This window comes from Paraclostridium sordellii, from assembly GCF_000953675.1.
GTDB lineage: Bacteria > Bacillota > Clostridia > Peptostreptococcales > Peptostreptococcaceae > Paraclostridium > Paraclostridium sordellii.
The window spans coordinates 1,252,710-1,269,331 of sequence record NZ_LN679998.1; the positions used below are offsets into that span (position 1 = coordinate 1,252,710).

Here is a 16,622-nt window from a genome sequence, read left to right on the forward strand (position 1 = left end):
TTAATCTAAAGATAGCTCTTCACATAAGTGACAGTGTTATACATATTATGCATAACCCCAACATATAAACTTTAAGCATAGTTTATATATTTCGGCATTATTACCTTTCCTATTACGTCATAAGCGCTTTGACCTCGATAATAGTACTATTTAATAATGCAACCTCTACCATTAGTTATATTCTGTTTTGTAATATACATTATAGCATAATATTAATAAAAGTAAAGGTGAATTTTAAAAAATTAAAATTTTCTTAAAATAAAAAATAGTCTATCAAATTTGATAGACTATTTTTTATTTTAAGAAACCAGGACCGTACGTATCTTCAATTTCTTGTCTTAATTTATTTGGATCATTAATACCCTCATTCATAGCTCTTGCAAGTATATTAGCTCTATCATATGGAGCCATCCAAGAGAACATACCACCTAAGCAGTTATCTATTACATATTGTCCTTTTATATATATAGAAAGTATATCATCATAGGACATTGCAAATTCTCCTTCTCTTTCTAAATAAGGAGCTTGAGCATCTCTATCAAATTTATAAGTATAACCATTTTTATTTATAAAATCTTTTCTAAGTTGATCATATGATTTTGTAATTGTAGCACCTAACCTACCATAAAAAGGAATTCCTAGTAAAATTTTTTGAGATGGCATTCCTGCAGCTATTAAGTTTCTAACCATAGCATCTGCACTATAGCCTGGAATAGATAGATTAGAATCATATAAGTTTGAATGATGCTTTTTAGCATTAGGTCCTGTTTCTCCAGCTGTAAAGTCATAGCTCATCAAATTAAAGTAATCAATTAAAGGTGCTATATTATCAATTTCTACGCTTTGATTTATATAGGCCTTATCTCCAGTACCTGCAACACTTAGCCATTTATCATAACCTATTACATCTCTAATTGCAGTCAATAATAAAGTAAAGTTTTCCCTATCTTCAGGTCTTGATTTTATTCCGGCAGCACTAGTTGCTGGATATTCCCAGTCAATATCAATTCCATCTAAATTATATTCCTTAATAAGAGCATTAACTTCTCTTGCAAAATTATATCTAGAGGATGGTGTTAGGGCAGCATCTGAGAATCCATCCTGTCCCCAGCCGCCAATAGCTACTATAACCCTTAAATCGGGATTATCTTGTCTAAGAGCTAATAATTGACGCAAATATCTAGGCGTTGGTATGAATAGTGTCCCATCAGATTTTATTTCTGCAAATGCATATATAACAAAATCAAGTAAAAAAGCATCTACACTTGAAGGATCGCCAAGAACATATGTTCCAACTAATCTATTTATATCTGGACAATTAGGGTTTTGTGGAACATAATCTTCTGGAGAATTTATTTGAGGTCTTGATTTAGCAGTTAACTTCTTTTTATTTATAGATTTATTACTTTTTATTCCTAAGTTTTTATCAGGAACAAAACAAAGATACCAATCTATGCATTCCTTATCTTTTTCGCAACTAGAAATTCTTTGTTTTAATTCTTTGTAAGTTTTAGGTGGAGGTAATATAACAGGCATACCTGGTAACCAATCTGCTGGAGTAACAACTTTTTGTTCATCCGATGTTTGAAGAGCATCTATTATTCTTACTATTTCAGGAATATTTCGACCGGTAGTTAAAGGATAATATAAAATAGTTCTTAGAATTTGGTTAGGGTCGATTATAAATACAGATCTAACTGTTGAAGAATCACTCATAGGCTCAGAAATCATACCGTATAGTTGTGAAATTTCCATCTTTCTATCATCTATTATAGGAAATGGTATTTCAACACCTGTATTTCTATAGATATTATAAACCCATGCCAAATGAGAGCTATTACTATCAACACTAAGGCCTATTAACTCCGTATTTCTTTTTTGAAAATTTGAATAGTATTTAGCGAAACATAAAAATTCTGTAGTACATACTGGTGTAAAGTCACCTGGATGAGAAAATAATACAACCCATTTTCCTTTATAATCGGATAATTTTATAGGGCCAAAGGTTGTATTAGCACTAAAGTTAGGGGCTTTAGTACCTAAACTAGGAAGACATGGCAATTAAATCACTCCTTTTAAAGTTAGTCTTAATTTAATTTATTAATTAAGTTAAATTAATGTTACTAATAAGAATTGCTATTTTAATACAAATTTGGTATATTTATTATATGAGAATATATGTATGATTTGTTGTTATTAGGAGGCGAAAGATGAAAAATAGCCGAAAAACTAAAAAAATGCCAAGATTTATGAAGACATTTTCAGACATTTCAAGAATATTTGTTTTATCATCTGCAATATCCGTAAGTATTACTAGTATTTTATTAATAATTAACTCAGTAACTGGGGTATTCATAGGATTTAGATATTATATTATGTTAGCTTTAGGAATGATTATTATGTTGACTCCATGTTGGATTTTATGTGATTGTAAAAGAATCTTTGGAAGACAGCCACGTAGAGTTATTAAAAGCAAAAGTGTTAGAAATAAAAGGACTTCGAGAAGTAAAGAACCTATTAGACGAAGAAAAATATCATAAAAAGTACAGCGTATGCTGTGCTTTTTTTTTATTATAAACAATATAATAAATATGGGATGGGGGGATAATATGAACTTTGAAATTTTTTATGAAAGTGTAACTGGATATAAAAATAAAGCTAAAAATAAGGAGTCACAAGATTTTTTAAAATATAAAAAATTAGATAAAGGCATTATTTGTTCAATTGGAGATGGACATGGAATTAATAGGTGTATGTATAGTCAAAAAGGATCAGAACTTGCTTGTAGTGCATTTATGGATGTAATAGAAGACTTATATGAAAATATTAAAAATGATAGTGAAGAAATTCAAGTGGATAGGGTTAAAAGTATGATAGAAAATAAATCAATACAAAGAAAAATTCAAGATACTTGGAGAGATTATGCAAAAAATCACTTCATAAAACATATTCCAAATGTTTACAATATTGATTATATACTTTATGGGACTACTCTTATAGGAGTTTTAATAACAAATAAAATGAAATTGTATATGCAAATCGGAGATGGAAATATATTAGAAGTTTCAAAAGATATAGAGATTATAGAATATAATAAAAAAAATAAAGTAAGAGGAGTCTTAAATTCAATGTATTTAGATGATGCATACTTATATATTGATATAAAATTTGATATTTTAGAAAATGAAGATTTAAAATCAGTGGTTTTATTTTCAGATGGATTTACAAATAGTTTTGGAAGTTTAATTAATTTAAGTGAGAGTATATCAAATACTATTGAAGGATATAAAAAAAGTGTATTTTCAAGATATAATTTAAAAAAACAATATAAAAATTACTTAGAGTATTTGACTTTAAATAAAAGCAAAGATGATATTACTATAGCGTTTATATTTTAAACAACATTATCTAAAATGTTGTTTTTTTGAGTTGAATTACAAAATATGGTTAATACTCTTTTTATATGTTATAATAAATCGTAAAACATTTATATTACTGTTTAAGAAAGGTAAGATAATGATTATGAAGGATTTTTTTATAAAAATAGTAGAATTTGTAGATAAACACAATAAAGTTATAGTAAAAACAGCTCTTGTGATTTTAGGTGTTATCTTATTGAGTTTGACTATATTTTTTAGTGCTAATAGTTTTAGTGTAAGTAGTGAAAGTAACAAACTTGTAGATTATATTGAAAAAAGAAACTATGGCGAAGCAACATCTTATTATAATAAAGTCAAAGAGGAATTTTCTGAAAGTAAGATGGATAGGTTTAGTAAGAGTTTATCTAAAAAAATTAATAAAATACTTGTTAATTACGGAGATAGATATATAAAAGGAGAAATAGGCAAAGACTATTTTATATCACTTATAAACATAATAAATGAATTAGACACAGTATATATAGATGCAAGCAATATAATAGATCAAGCTAAAAGAGTAAATGATTTATACTTACAAGAAAAAATAAGTTACAAAACAGCTATGGGGTATATACAAGCAGTATCAACCCTTAAGATATCTAAAAATGAAATTTATGTTTATGCAAAAAAAATTGATGTAATAGAGGACTCTAGAAAAGTATATAATTTAGGAGTTAAAGATCAAGAAAAGAAAATGTATAAAGAAGCAATTTCAAATTATGATAAAGTTATGTCAGAAGATAAAAAGTATTATGATTTAGCTCAAGATAAAAAAGAAGAATGTATAAAGGATATGTATGATTATTATATAGAAAAAGCAAATACAGAAAATGAAAACGGAAATTATCAACAAGCTTTAGAATATATAGACTACTTAAAACAATATTACTTAGATGATGATTATTTAAATGAATTATCAAGTAAATATGAGAAAAATTTAAAAATGTATTCTATGACTAATGATGAAATAGTGGCATTAATATCTAAAAAAAGTGGAATGGACAAAGCTGATATAATAACAAACATATTCCAACAAATGGTTAATGGAAGTAAATATTACTATGTTGAAACTTTTGTCAATAAAGACAGAGTAGATGAATTTTTAATTAATCCTAGAAATAAAAAAGTATATTCTTATTTAGATGAGAAAAAAACTTATAACAATAATTATAGTGATGGTTATTGGAGAGCGACAAAAGATGGAAGTGTAGAATTTACTATAAGCAAAAATACTGCAATTAGCATTCTAGAGAAAAAATTAAAAGAACATAGTGAAAAATATAAATACGTTACAATTGAAGAAAAAAATAATGCATTAAAATATATCGAAAATAAAGAACAATTAGATAAATTTATAGGAAAAAACAATGATATTTACTATTATGCTGTTGTAAATAGAGGATTTTTTAAATCAAAAGAAGTATATTTAATAAATCCATATACTAAACAAATATATAAAGTTTCAGAAGATAAAATTAGCAAGATTTAATAAAAGCGTGAGTAATACGCTTTTATTTTTTTTTATAAAAATTTAGTAAAAAATGTATAATTTTGACTAAATTAATTTAATATGGTATTCTATAGTACATAAGAAATTAATGAAAGGGTGATTATTATTTTAAAGTTAAATATAAAAAATGATATAAAAAGTTTACATAAAAAGATAATCGATATAGCTCTTATAAGTGAAGATAGTAACGACATTACCTTTTTTAATATAGATGATGAAGAAATACATGAAACTTTAAAAACTTTAAAAAAGACCTATGTAACATCAAATAGCAAAGATGAAACTATACTTAACTTAAAGCACAAAACAAAAAAACAAATTAAAGATACTAGAACATTAAAACTTGAGTCATACAAGAAATTTAATGAAGCTTTAAATATGATTGATAGAGACTTTATAACAAGTGCTACAGAAATAATAGATGAGGCTTTAGAATTAAATCCAAAAGATGTTGATATACTAAATTTAAAAGGATTATTAAAATTTTTAAAATGTAACTTTGATGAATCTTTTGAAAGTTTCTATAAGAGCACATGTTACGATAATAATGAACTAGCTCAGAAATATGTAAAGATTTTAACATCTGAAGAGTTTGGAATATTTTTAAGCAGATATAATCATGCTATTAGATTTATAAATAATGATTTAAATCAAGAAAGTATACAAATTCTTGAAAATATAGTTAATGAAGAGCCGGAACTTATAGAGCCATATTTAGTTTTACATTTAATATATGAAAAATTAGGAAACAATGAAAAAGCAAATGAATATTTAGGTGCATTGAGGAAAGTTGATAAAGATAATCCTTTATTTGAAAAAGAAGCAAGTATTCAACCAGTCAAAGAAAATGAAGAAACAGTATCACCTAAAAAAGCTAAGAGTCATAAAACACTATATGCATTAATTGTAGTTTTAGTAATTGTAGCTGGAGCATTATACTTAAATAATAAAAAACAATTAGATAAGCTTTCTAACCAAATTACTAAAAAGGATGAACAAATAGATAAAACTAATAAAAAGCTAGATAAAACAAAAAATGAATTAAATAAAGCTAAAGATGAAAAGAAAAAAGAAGAATCTCAAGATAATACGGAAGTCATAGTTGGAGATGAAGAAGATTTATTTAATAAAGCTATGGATTTAAAGCAAGAAGGAGATAACCAAGAAGCTATAAAATATTTAGAGTTAGTTGTATCAAATGGTAAAACTAAAAAATATGTTTCAGAAGCTATTTATCAATTAGCTTTACTAAATGAAAATGAAAAAAATAATGAAGAAGCTATAAAATATTATAAAAAATATATAAATACTTATAAACCTTCTGACAATTATTATGATGATAGTTATTATAATTTAGGAATGCTTTATTATAAAGAAGGGGATTTAGAAGAAGCTCAACAAGTATTTTATAGTTTAAGGGCCGAAGATCCAGATAGTATGTACAATAATTCACAAGTAGAAGATATATTAAAAGAAAGATAAAAGAGCGGATACGCTCTTTTTTTTATTAAAATTTTTAAAAATAGTATATGAAATTAAATTTTATAATATTAATTATTAATATAGGTATTATTTTTTTAAGGAGGTAAAAATGACAAATAAAAAATTATTTCTTCCTATATTAAAAGATGGCAAATATGGTTTCATAAACAATAAAAATGAAATAGTAATAAAACCAAAATTTAAATATGTTTCAGAAAGATTTAAAGATGGATATTGTGTTGTTACATATATAAAAAGAATAAGAAAGTCTGTAAAATGGGTTTTTGGATACATAGATGAATATGGATATAACAATATATTTCTACACTTAGATAGTGCTTCAGATTTTAGCGAAGGTTTATCTAAGATTAAAATTAATGGAAAGTATGGATTTTTAGATTTGAATTTAGATGAAAGCATAAAGCCTAAATATGAAGGGGCATCTAACTTTAGTGAAGGTATGTCGGGGGTGAAGATAAATAAAAAATGGGGATTTATAAACAGGAATGGAGATATGATTATAAAACCTTCTTTTAGTTATGTAAATAAATTCAAGGAAGGGATAGCTTTAGTTGAAAGTAAAAATAAATATGGATATATAGATAAAAGTGGAGAATTTATAATAAAACCTAAATATGATATAGCAAATGATTTTTCAGAAGGAATAGCAGGAATAAAAATCGATGATAAGTGGGGATATATAGATAAAAACGGAGATAATATTATAGATTTTAAATATGATAGAGCAAAATCATTTAGTGAAGGGTTAGCACCTGTATGTATAAATGATAAGTGGGGATATATTAATACATTAGGAGAAATGGTAATAGAACCTATATTTGATTATGCATGTGAATTTTCTGATGGATTGGCAAGGTTTAATATAGGATCAGATTCCTTATCAAGAGGAATGTGTATACCAAAAGGAGGATTATGGGGTTTTTTGAATAAAGAAGGAAAAATTAAAATATTGCCAACTTTGAAAGCGGTTTCGGATTTTGAAAATGGATATGCACAGATAATTGAAGGAGATAACAATAACTATATAGATAAAAATGGAGAAATTTTAATAAATTAAGCCAAAAACATGTGAAAATTAAGTTTGAAAAAATAAAGATATAGTAGTAATATATATAAGGAAGTTATAGGGAGTTAAAAAATCTCCCTTTAATTTTGCAAAAAAATAAGTTTAGGAGAAGGATAAATGAAATTATTAAGACAGCTAGCCTTAATTCTTATAATATGGGCTATAGGAGAGTACATCAGCTCGTTTTTAAGCCATATAATTATTATACCTGGAAGTATAATAGGTATGATTTTATTATTTGTACTGTTAAAAATTAAAGTTGTAAAAGTGGAATCTATAGAAGAACTTAGCAATTTCTTTTTAGACAATATGGCCATATTCTTCGTTCCAGCGGGAGTATCACTAATAAAGTCTTTAGGATTAATAGGTTCAAATGTAATTGTACTTGCAGCAACTATATTAATTAGTACTACTTTAGTTATGGTTGTAACAGCTATAATAGTTGAGAAAATGATAGAAATAAAAAGTAAGAGAGGTTAATAACATGTATAATGTATTACAAACACCAGTATTTGGAATTGTAGTTACTATATTATTTTTTAATTTAGGATTATATATTCAAAAGAAAACGAAATTAGCTATATTCAATCCACTATTAATAGCTATTTTAGCGATAATTGTATTTTTAAAAATATGTAATATACCATATGAAAGTTATAAATCAGGTGGAGATACAATAAACTTTTTCTTAGCACCAGTTACTATTGTACTTGCACTACCTTTATATAAACAATATAATTTATTAAAAAAACATTTTTATGAAATTATAGTTGGAATAACATCAGGAGTAGTAGTTTCATTTATAAGTATAATAATTATAAGTAAACTAACTAATTCTGATAAATTAATAATGAACTCATTATTAGGTAAATCTATTACTACACCTATGGGAATTTCGCTAACATCTACATTAGGCGGTATTGAATCCGTAACAATAGTAGCGATTATATTAACAGGAATTATAGGTGGAATGATAGCAACTCCTGTTTTTAAATTTATAAATACAAAGCATCCTGTATCAAAAGGTATAGCATTAGGAACAGCATCACATGCATTAGGAACTACAAAAGCTCTTGAGTTAGGAGAAATTGAGGGTGCAATGAGTGGTTTAGCAATAGGTATATCAGGAACTATAACAGTAATTCTTGTACCTATACTAATAAATTTTATGAAGTAATAAGCTTAATTATTTGAATGGAGGATTATAATGAGCGAGGTAAAAAATACTTTGGATGAGAATATATTCTTGAGGTACATTGTAATTACGGCAGGAATAACAATATCTTCAATAGGCATTAATGGATTTTTAAAGCCAGCCCACTTATTAGGTGGAGGTGTAGCAGGGCTATCTGTTGCACTAAACTATGTTAGTAATATGAATATTGGGGTTTTATCGTTTTTAATTAATATACCGATATTTATATTAGGATTTATATTTCTAGAAAAGGAATTTTGCATAACTAGTTTAGTGAATATGCTTATATTCTCTACAGTATTAGGATTAACGCAAAATGTAGGACATTATATACCTGTAAATGATGTATTACTTCAAACTGTTTATGGAGGTATACTTGGAGGAATAGGATTAGGTTTAGTATTTAAAGCTAAGTCATCATTAGGTGGAACAGATATAATAGCTGCTATACTAAAAATAAAGAAAAATATTCCTATGAAAGATACAGGTCTTTTTATGAATTTTCTTATAGTATGTTTAGGATCAGCACTTTTTGGACTTGAATTAGGATTATATACCTTAATAGGAATGTTTTTAAATGTGTATTCTATGAATATAGTTAAAGATATGATGAATACACAAAAATCTGTAATGCTAATATCTAGCAGAAGTGATGATATTTCAAAATGTATAATGAAAGATCTTATAAGAGGAGTAACATTAATTGAAGCTGAAGGTGCTTATACACATGAAAAGAAGAAAATAGTATATTGTATAGTTGCATCTAATGAAATTCCTAAAATAAAAGAGATTGCACTAAAATATGATAAAAAAGCGTTTATATCTGTAAACGATGTAAATGAAGTTAAAGGTAGAGGTTTTAAAGAAAAATATTTATAAAATATGAATAAAAATTAAAAATTTAGATAATATATTAAATGTGGTAAATTTTATCACATAAAACAAAATCTAGATTTGTTAAAAAGGTATCGATTAAAGTACATATTAAATTGAAAATTTAATATATTATTTTGTACGGTAATTATTTAGAACGGAAGTATTAAAAACAATTAAACGGAAAACTTATTACAACAATAAAGCATACTATATAGTATGCTTTATTGTTGTAATAAAATAAATTTTATTGAAAGTATGGAAAAAAAGTAGATTTTTAATATATAATAGTATATAAACTTATAATTTGAAAGTAGTGGGGTAGTTATATGAATGCACATCAAAAAAACAAAGATTTATTAGATATGTATAGGAGAACTATACATAATATTGAAAAAGAAATTAAACGTATAAGTCTTTTTAATAAATTTGCTTCTAAAAAAATGATTAATTGCGGGCAAGAACAGCTAGCATTAGAGAATGGACAAAGTATAACTGTTTCAAGCAAAAAAGACTCTAGCAGAATTCATACTTTTTACAATGGAGATACATATATTGGAAAATTAGTTGATGAAAAAATGAATGGTAAAGGTATATATATTTTTCATCAAGATAAAAAAGAAGATTTAGAATATATAGGAAGTTTTAAAGATGACATGAAAGATGGCCATGGAATGTGTGAATTACCCAATGGTTGTATTTATATAGGAGAATGGAAATGCGATTTAATGGATGGAATAGGAAAGATGGTATATAAGAGTGAGGATGAGTATCTAGGAAATTGGAAGCAAGGTAAAAAAGAAGGCAATGGAGTATACATATGGAAAAGTTCAGGTATGTATATTGGAGACTTTAAAAATGGAAAGATGGATGGAATAGGAACTTGTTATGATGAAAATAACAATGTTATATATGAAGGTGAATTTAAAAATAATCTTCCACATGGACAGGGAACTTATATATGGCCAGATAACAAAAAATATATTGGTGAATTTAGACATGGGAAAAAACATGGACAAGGCACTTTCTATATAGATAATGAAATTTCATATCAAGGTAATTGGAAGTTTGATAAGCCGAGTATATTCAATCGAAGCTTAGATGAAATCCTTTCTAGTATAAAATAAGCCAACCTAATTTTAGGTTGGCTTATTTTATACTAGAAAAAGAATATAAATATTAATAAGTGTATATAATTTAAAAAGCTTTAAAAGTTATATTAATTGAGGATGTGAAGATTTGAAGAAAATTATATGCATATTATTATTTATAGTTCTATCTCTAGGATATGTATTTATAAATGAATACAACGAAAACTCAAATGAATACACAGAAACTATAATATTAGATACAGAGAATATAAAAAGCTATGAATATATTAAAATTGGAGATGACAAAGAAAGCGTAATTAGTAAAATTGGACTACCAGATAGAAAAGATTTAAGTGAATATGGATTTACGTGGTACGTATATAATAGATTTAAAAATAATTTTATTATGGTAGGAATAGAAAATGAAAAAGTTGTTGGGTTATATAGTAATTCTTTGAACTCTTGTGAAACTAAAGGAATAAAGATAGGAGACAAGTTAGTTGATGTAAGAGAAAAATATAAACCAATAGAATATAAAAAAAAGGGAAATATTAAATTTGTAGTTGAATCAAAAAATCAATTTGATATCTTGTTAGAAGACGATAAATATATAACTTTATTTTATGATATCCATAATAATTCTAAAGTAAGATCATATCAAATAATAGATAAAAATATAGAAAATAAAACAAGTGATATATATCCAGTTTTCAATGAACAATTAAAATATAGTTTTGAAATGCAAACTATAGATTTAATAAATAGTGAAAGAGATAAAAATGATTTAGATAGGTTAACTTTTAGTGAAAAGGCGAAAATAAGCTCTGAAAAACACAGTGAAGATATGAAAGAAAATAATTACTTTGATCATTTAAATAAGGAAAATGAAACTCCATTTGATAGGATGAAAAAAGAAGATATAATATACAGCATTGCTGGAGAAAATATTGCAGCAGGGCAAATAAATTCAGTCTATGCTCATGAGGCTTTAATGAATTCATTAGGGCATAGAAGAAATATTTTAGGGGATTATGAGAATGTAGGAGTAGGAGTTAGTTTTGGTGGACACTATAAAATATATTATACACAAAATTTTTATAGTAGATAAATTGACAAAATGAAAGGACGTATAATTATGAAGAAATCAAAAAAAAAATACTCACTAGCTCTAATTACATTACTTTTAATGGTATCTATGGTTTCAGTAACAGCACTTAGTAAAAATGAAGAAATTTTTATTAAAAATGGACCTAGAGATAAAAAAAAATTAGCAATAACATTTGATGATGGTCCTCATCCTAAAGAAACTGAACAAGTTTTAGATGTTTTAAAAAAACATGATGTAAAAGCAACTTTCTTTGTGGCAGGTAAACATGTGAACTGGTATACAAAACCTTTTATAAGGGCTAGCAAAGAAGGTCATGAGATAGGAAATCATACATTTAATCATCCGGATATCTCAAATATGAGTCCTTTGGAAATAGAAAATGAAATACTTAAGTGTGAAGAGATTATAACCAAAATAACTGGGAAAAAACCTACTTTATTTAGACCTCCTTATGGAAGCTATAAAGAAAGTGAACTATCAAATATTGCTAAAAAACATGGATATAAAGTTGTTTTATGGACTACTGTTGATACAAAAGACTGGAAAAATCCAGGAGCATCAAATATAGCTAATGCTATAATAAATAATGCTAAAAATGGAGATATAATTTTATTACATGATTATGCAACTAATAACACTGTAGAGGCTTTAGACATATTTATACCAGAAATGAAAAAGAGAGGGTATGAATTTGTAACTGTATCTGAACTTTATAATTAATTTGAAAATAATTAAATTTTAGATACACTTTTCCTTAGAAATTAATATTATATAATAAGACTATTTCTAAAAAGGGTGAAGTGTATGTATAATAAAATATTTGAAAGAAAAGAGTTTATAATATTTCAAGTAAAGGAAGGTTATATAGCTTATAATACAAAAAAAGATTTTAAGGAAGGACATACACACCTAAAGCACTTTGATGCAGCAAAAAAGGCTATAGACTTAGTCATAAGTAAAAAGATACCCAAAAGTACAAATGTATATTATTTAACTAGTTTAATAAGGCTTACAAATGATGAAAATTATATTGAAAAAATAAACGAGTTAATTGAAATTAGAAATAAAAAAGGTAAGAAAGAAAAATATTATAATGTTGGTTATAGATGGACAAAAAGGAGCTCATAGGCTCCTTTTAAATTTAATTTTTTAGAGGAGTTAAATTTGCATATTTTTTATCATATATTATTAAAGATGATATTCCCTGTTTTTCATAAGTTTGAATTTTTTTTATAGCTTCTTTTTGAGACATGGGAAGAGAAATTGACTTTGTGTCAGATCTTATTATAATATATTTATTCATTATACAACCTCCTAAGATATGTGTTACTATTTATATTATTATAGATAGTATTTTTTGATTTAATTAAATAAATATACTCAACATATTCTTGACTATTTCATCAAAAATGACTATGTTGACATTAATTTCTTAAGGAATATATAATTAATATATAATAAATATAAAAAATTTAAAGAATAATGATTTTTTGTGTAAAATGTTAATTTTAAGGGGGCAGTTTATGATACTAATGATAGATAATTATGACTCTTTTGTTTATAATTTAGTTCAGTTTTTGAGTGAATTAGGTGAAGAAGTTATAGTTAAAAGAAATGATGAAATTAAGATAAAGGATATTATGGATATGAATCCAGAAATCATTGTATTATCACCAGGCCCATGCTCACCTAATGAGGCTGGGATATGTATAGATGTAGTTAGATATTTTAAAGAAAGTATTCCTATACTGGGTATATGTCTAGGACATCAGATAATAGGACATGCATTTGGAGCAAAAATTATAAAGGCTAAAGAGCCTGTACATGGTAAAGTTCATCCTATAAATCATATTAATAAAGGTGTATTTAATGAACTAAAAAACCCTCTAAATGTAACTAGATATCATTCTCTTATAATAGATGAAAAAACATTGCCAGAAGAAATTGAGGTCACAGCAAAAAGCAAAGATGGAGAGATAATGGGAATTAAATGCTTAAATTATAATATAGAAGGTGTTCAATTTCACCCAGAAGCAATTTTATCAGAGCAGGGGCATGAACTTTTAAGAAATTTTTTAAATCAGGCAAGATTAACTAAGGAGGAATCAAAATGTTAAGAGAATTGAAAACAAACTTAAACTCCTTTGAAATATATACAATATTTAAAGATGAAGAGAATAGTTTTATACTAGATAGTGGTATGGATGAAGAAAAGTTAGGTAGATATTCGTTTATAAGTTCTAGACCATTTGAAATTGTTAAATTAAAAAATAGTGAAAAAAATCCTTTAGATACTTTAAAAGAAAAAATGCAAAAATATAAAGTGGATAATAACACAAGTTTACCTTTTATAGGTGGGGCTGTAGGCTATTTATCCTATGATATAGGTAATTATATGGAAAATCTTCCAAGAACAGCTTTAGATGACACTGATGTATATGATTTATATTTTGGACTTTATAACTTTGTTATAGTAGTTGATCACTTAGAAAATAAAAAATATATTGCGACTCCAAATTTGAATAAAGAGTTAGAAGCTAAGGTAGTAGATGAAATAGAAGCACTTATAAAAACATTTGAAAAATGTAGAACAAATACAGATGAAAAAGAAATTACAGAGAAAATAAAACTAACATCTAATTTTACAAAAGAGGATTATATAAACTCTGTTGAGAAAGTGAGAGAATATATAAGACAAGGCGATATATACCAAGCAAATTTAACTCAAAGATTCAGTGGAAATATAAACTTATCTAGTTATGATTTATATAAAAGACTAAGAAATGTAAGTAAAGCTCCATTTGCTGCATTTTTAAACTTTGAAGGGTATCAAGTTTTATCCAACTCTCCAGAAAGATTCATAAAATGTACTTCTAAAAATATAGAAACAAGACCAATCAAAGGTACTAGACCTAGAGGAAAAACAATAGAAGAGGATGTTTTACTTCAAGAGGAACTTAGAAATAGTGAAAAAGATAAAGCTGAATTATTAATGATTGTAGATTTAGAAAGAAATGATCTAGGAAAAGTCTCAAAAGTTGGTACTGTCAAAGTTCCTGAACTATTTGTTATTGAACCATATGCAAATGTTAGTCATTTAGTTTCTACAGTAACAGGAGAGCTTAAAGATTCTCTTGATAGTATAGATTTAATAAAAGCAACTTTCCCAGGTGGATCTATAACAGGAGCTCCAAAAATTAGGGCTATGGAAATAATCGATGAGTTAGAACCTACTCAAAGAAATGTATATACAGGATCTATAGGATATATAGGATTTAATGGTGATATGGATTTTAATATAGCTATAAGGACTCTAATCAAAAAAGATTCTAATATACATTTTCAAGTTGGAGGAGGAATAACTTGGGATTCTAATCCAGAAGATGAATATCAAGAAACTTTAGATAAGGCTAAGTCTATAATGAAGGCTATAAATGGATATTATGAATAATAGTGTAAGTTTTAATAGTGATTTATGTAAATTTGGAATTGGAGTATTTGAAACTATAAAAATAAAAAAAGGCAAACCTATTTATTTAGATATGCATATAAATAGAATTTTAAATTCAATAGAAGAACTAAGGTTAAATATAGATATAGATAAGAAACAAATAATTAATATTATAGAAAATTATATAAATGAAAAAAATATAAAAGATAAAGCTTTGAGATTAACTTTATTTGATGAAGGGTATAACATAACGACGAGAGATATAACATATGACAAAAGTTCCTATGATAGGGGTTTTAAACTGACAGTATCACCTATTATAAGAGGTGAAAGTATATTATATAGACATAAGACAACAAATTATTTTGAAAATATATATAGCAGAGATTACGCTATTAGTAAAGGCTTTAATGATTCTATATTTATAGACCATAAAAATAGAATTTTAGAATGTTCTATAAGTAATATATATTTTGTTAAAGATGATAAAATTTACACTCCTAACAGCAATCTTCCAATTCTAAATGGAACGATGAAAAAAAGGGTAAAATCAATATGTGAAGAATTAGATATCAAGATTATAGAATGTGATATAGAAATTACGGAAATAGAAAAGTTTGATTTTTGCTTTGTAAGTAATAGCTTGATGGAAGTTATGAAAGTTGTACAAATAGACAGTTTTAAATTTAAAAATTATAGTGAGGTGTTTAAATCTATATGGGAACACTTACAACTTTAAATGAAATTTTACATTGCTATAATGAAGTAGTTGAGGTTATAAAAAATGATAAAAATACTTTAGCTATATTCTTAGTTGGATCAAGTAAAAATATTGAAAACATGAAAGTAAAAAATATTAATGACATTGACATATTTGTAATTTGCAATCAAGAAAATAATCAAATAAGATATATAAAAAAAATAAAAAATATAGAGTTTGATATTAATAAATTTTCTATAGATTATACAAAACATATGATAGAAAATGGCGAATATTTTTTTATAAATGAAATGAAAGATGCAAAAGTTATATATGATAAAAGTAATTTATCGAGTGAACTTATAAACTCATCAATTATTAAGTATAATGAAGGTCCAAAAAAAATATCTGAAGAAGAAATAGATATTATGGCAAACATTTTATATGGCAATATATCTAGCTTAGAAGAAAAAGATAGTTTTGAAAATTATGAATATGAGTTTTTGACTAATACATATCTAAAAGATATAATAAAGGGATACTTTATAAAAAATAGAAAATGGATACTAAAAGATAAAAAAATATTTAAATATTTAAGAGAAAATGAAAAAGACTTATTTAAATTAGTGACTAAGGTATATGAAAAACATGATTATAGAGACTTAAAAAATGTATACGAGTATGTATTTTCTAATAAATAAAAATA

At 25.6% G+C, this 16,622-nt stretch carries 18 protein-coding genes and 1 riboswitch; of the genes, 16 read left to right on the forward strand and 2 right to left on the reverse strand.

Annotated features, from left to right (window positions below; translation table 11 throughout):
• Positions 1-4: 4 nt before the first annotated feature.
• Positions 5-176, reverse strand: a riboswitch (Lysine riboswitch).
• Positions 177-294: 118 nt separating this feature from the next.
• Positions 295-2,061 carry a peroxiredoxin gene (locus ATCC9714_RS06060; RefSeq protein ID WP_057544744.1) on the reverse strand — a complete coding sequence of 589 codons (1,767 nt, stop codon included), beginning with the start codon at positions 2,059-2,061 and terminating at the stop codon, positions 295-297.
• A gap of 149 nt (positions 2,062-2,210) precedes the next feature.
• On the opposite strand from ATCC9714_RS06060, the gene ATCC9714_RS06065 reads away from it, so the two are divergent.
• The 12 genes from ATCC9714_RS06065 to ATCC9714_RS06120 all read left to right on the forward strand — a co-directional run bounded on the left by ATCC9714_RS06065 (position 2,211) and on the right by ATCC9714_RS06120 (position 12,893).
• Positions 2,211-2,540, forward strand: a complete 330-nt coding sequence (locus ATCC9714_RS06065) for a hypothetical protein (protein WP_057536006.1) — start codon at positions 2,211-2,213, stop codon at positions 2,538-2,540.
• Between the two features lie 69 nt (positions 2,541-2,609).
• Complete coding sequence (locus ATCC9714_RS06070; RefSeq protein WP_057544745.1) at positions 2,610-3,398, forward strand: protein phosphatase 2C domain-containing protein; 789 nt, start codon at positions 2,610-2,612, stop codon at positions 3,396-3,398.
• 124 nt (positions 3,399-3,522) lie between these two features.
• The gene (locus tag ATCC9714_RS06075) at positions 3,523-4,908 is read left to right on the forward strand and encodes a UbiD family decarboxylase (RefSeq protein WP_155485674.1); all 1,386 of its coding nucleotides are present in this window, start codon (positions 3,523-3,525) and stop codon (positions 4,906-4,908) included.
• A 117-nt stretch (positions 4,909-5,025) separates the two neighbouring features.
• The gene (locus ATCC9714_RS06080; protein ID WP_057544746.1) at positions 5,026-6,411 is read left to right on the forward strand and encodes a tetratricopeptide repeat protein; all 1,386 of its coding nucleotides are present in this window, start codon (positions 5,026-5,028) and stop codon (positions 6,409-6,411) included.
• Positions 6,412-6,520: 109 nt separating this feature from the next.
• Positions 6,521-7,489 carry a WG repeat-containing protein gene (locus tag ATCC9714_RS06085; RefSeq protein ID WP_057544747.1) on the forward strand — a complete coding sequence of 323 codons (969 nt, stop codon included), beginning with the start codon at positions 6,521-6,523 and terminating at the stop codon, positions 7,487-7,489.
• A gap of 126 nt (positions 7,490-7,615) precedes the next feature.
• Positions 7,616-7,978: a CidA/LrgA family protein gene (locus ATCC9714_RS06090; protein ID WP_021123972.1), complete on the forward strand. Its 363-nt coding sequence runs from the start codon at positions 7,616-7,618 to the stop codon at positions 7,976-7,978.
• 4 nt (positions 7,979-7,982) lie between these two features.
• Positions 7,983-8,675, forward strand: coding sequence for an LrgB family protein (locus ATCC9714_RS06095; protein WP_021128342.1), 693 nt, complete (start codon positions 7,983-7,985; stop codon positions 8,673-8,675).
• 30 nt (positions 8,676-8,705) lie between these two features.
• Positions 8,706-9,572: a YitT family protein gene (locus ATCC9714_RS06100; protein ID WP_021128341.1), complete on the forward strand. Its 867-nt coding sequence runs from the start codon at positions 8,706-8,708 to the stop codon at positions 9,570-9,572.
• Between the two features lie 323 nt (positions 9,573-9,895).
• Entirely contained in the window at positions 9,896-10,693 is a 798-nt protein-coding gene (locus ATCC9714_RS06105) for an MORN repeat-containing protein (protein WP_021128340.1), read from the forward strand.
• A gap of 112 nt (positions 10,694-10,805) precedes the next feature.
• Positions 10,806-11,765 carry a CAP domain-containing protein gene (locus ATCC9714_RS06110; RefSeq protein ID WP_057544748.1) on the forward strand — a complete coding sequence of 320 codons (960 nt, stop codon included), beginning with the start codon at positions 10,806-10,808 and terminating at the stop codon, positions 11,763-11,765.
• Positions 11,766-11,792: 27 nt separating this feature from the next.
• Entirely contained in the window at positions 11,793-12,485 is a 693-nt protein-coding gene (locus ATCC9714_RS06115; protein ID WP_057540181.1) for a polysaccharide deacetylase family protein, read from the forward strand.
• Between the two features lie 84 nt (positions 12,486-12,569).
• A complete protein-coding gene (locus tag ATCC9714_RS06120) occupies positions 12,570-12,893 on the forward strand; it encodes a hypothetical protein (protein ID WP_054630795.1) in 324 nt (107 codons plus the stop codon).
• Between the two features lie 13 nt (positions 12,894-12,906).
• On the opposite strand, the gene ATCC9714_RS06125 is transcribed toward ATCC9714_RS06120, so the two are convergent.
• A complete protein-coding gene (locus ATCC9714_RS06125; RefSeq protein ID WP_021123981.1) occupies positions 12,907-13,068 on the reverse strand; it encodes a hypothetical protein in 162 nt (53 codons plus the stop codon).
• A gap of 220 nt (positions 13,069-13,288) precedes the next feature.
• Here ATCC9714_RS06125 and ATCC9714_RS06130 point away from each other — a divergent pair, with 220 nt between their 5' ends.
• Genes ATCC9714_RS06130 through ATCC9714_RS06145 form a run of 4 tightly spaced genes read left to right on the forward strand, consistent with a single transcriptional unit; the run spans position 13,289 to position 16,617 of the window.
• Complete coding sequence (locus tag ATCC9714_RS06130) at positions 13,289-13,882, forward strand: anthranilate synthase component II (RefSeq protein ID WP_057540179.1); 594 nt, start codon at positions 13,289-13,291, stop codon at positions 13,880-13,882.
• The gene (pabB, locus tag ATCC9714_RS06135; RefSeq protein WP_057540177.1) at positions 13,876-15,216 is read left to right on the forward strand and encodes an aminodeoxychorismate synthase component I; all 1,341 of its coding nucleotides are present in this window, start codon (positions 13,876-13,878) and stop codon (positions 15,214-15,216) included. The genes ATCC9714_RS06130 and pabB overlap by 7 nt, the downstream gene beginning before the upstream one ends.
• Positions 15,200-15,955, forward strand: coding sequence for an aminotransferase class IV (locus ATCC9714_RS06140; protein ID WP_244465162.1), 756 nt, complete (start codon positions 15,200-15,202; stop codon positions 15,953-15,955). The genes pabB and ATCC9714_RS06140 overlap by 17 nt, the downstream gene beginning before the upstream one ends.
• Positions 15,934-16,617, forward strand: coding sequence for a hypothetical protein (locus tag ATCC9714_RS06145; protein WP_057540175.1), 684 nt, complete (start codon positions 15,934-15,936; stop codon positions 16,615-16,617). Before ATCC9714_RS06140 ends, ATCC9714_RS06145 begins: the two co-directional genes overlap by 22 nt.
• Positions 16,618-16,622: the final 5 nt, after the last annotated feature.